This window comes from Methylobacterium sp. WL103, assembly GCF_008039885.1.
GTDB classification, from domain to species: domain Bacteria; phylum Pseudomonadota; class Alphaproteobacteria; order Rhizobiales; family Beijerinckiaceae; genus Methylobacterium; species Methylobacterium cerastii.
This window is the reverse complement of the sequence record NZ_VRUX01000826.1, coordinates 1-1,479: the sequence shown is the minus strand read 5'-3', so window position 1 is coordinate 1,479 and position 1,479 is coordinate 1. Positions and strand designations below refer to the sequence as shown.

1 protein-coding gene is annotated in these 1,479 nt (G+C 69.6%); it reads right to left on the bottom strand.

All coding sequences use genetic code 11. The features are described from left to right. Positions 1 to 23 precede the first annotated feature (23 nt). Positions 24 to 1,193: a glycosyltransferase gene (locus FV222_RS25840; protein ID WP_147750525.1), complete on the bottom strand. Its 1,170-nt coding sequence runs from the start codon at positions 1,191 to 1,193 to the stop codon at positions 24 to 26. Between the last annotated feature and the right edge of the window lie 286 nt (positions 1,194 to 1,479).

The following is a 1,479-nucleotide window of genomic DNA, read 5'->3' as shown; positions in this document are numbered from 1 at the left end:
GGCCTCGGGCCCGGGCCAGAACCTCAGGCGAGCGCCTTGAGGCGGTGGCCGGAGCGCTCCCGGCCGGCGCCGAGGTCGTGGTGGAGGGCCATCTGCGCGTCGACGAAGCCGGCGAACTCGGCGCGGAACACCTCCGGGGCGAACTGCGCCGCCTGGGCGCGGCAGGCGGCGCGCGAGAACGTGCCCTCCTGCTCGATGAACTCGCGGACGCAGGCCGCGATCGCCGCGGGCTCGGGCTCGGCGAAGAACATGCCCGAGCGGTTGGGCGCCAGCGTCGCCACCGTCTCGCGCGCGCCGCCGCGGCCGAGCGCCAGGACGGGGGTGCCCTCGGCCTGCGCCTCGACCGGGATGATCCCGAAATCCTCCTCCGCCGCGAACACGAAGGCGCGCGCCGTGATCATGAGCCGGCGGAGCTCCTTGTCGGCGAGGTAGCCGGCGAATGTCACGTTCGGCCCGGCCGCCTCGCGCAGGCGCGCCTCCTCGGGACCGGTCCCCGCGACGACGAGCTTGAGGTCGGGCATCAGCGCGAAGGCCTGCACCACCGCGAGCACGTTCTTGTAGGGGACGAGGCGGCTCGCCACGAGGAAGTGTTCGCTCCGCGGCAGGTCCGCGCGGGTCGCCGACTGCGTCACCGGCGGATGGATCACCTCCGCGGTGCGGCCGTAGACCTTGCGGATGCGCCGGGCGACGAAGGCGGAGTTGGCCACCACCGCGTCCGGCCCGTTCGCGGTGCGGGTGTCCCACAGGCGCATCCGGTGCAGGATCATGCGGGCGACCATGCTCTTGACGCCGTGGTCGTATCCGCTCTCCCGCAGGTAGTCGTGCTGCATGTCCCAGGCGTAGCGCATGGGCGAATGGATGTAGGAGACGTGGACCTGGTTCGGCCCGGTCAGGATGCCCTTGGCGACGGCGTAGCTGCTCGAGATGACGAGGTCGTAGGCCGAGAGGTCGAACTGCTCGACGGCGATCGGCATCAGCGGCAGGTACGACCGGTGGCGGGTCCGCACGAACGGCATCTTCTGCAGGAAGCTCGTCTGCGTGGCGCCGAGGCCGATCCGGGCGCGGTCGGCCGGGCTCAGGAAGTCGAACAGCGTGAAGACGTCCGCGTCGGGATAGATCGCCAGGATCTCGCGCAGCACCCTCTCGGCGCCGCCGACGACGTAGAGCCAATCATGGACGACCGCGACGCGCATCTTCGAGACCTCGAAGGAGAGGGACGGCGATGGGACGCCGCTGGCGGATGCGACCGTCAGGTTGAGTGCCCTGAACGATCGCGACCTATGCTTTCGTTAGGTTGAGATGTTTGCGGTTTTAGAAATATCGACCGCTGAAAGGCCGCAGGACAGGCGTAAGACTGCCTATTTCCCCGACGTGGTAAATCTTAACTATACCGATCGCCGTGAATTCGAGGCCGCGTGCCATCGGGAAACGCGGACGGCGCGTGCGCCGGCCTGGGCCTCGCCGTCAGCGCGGGCGGGG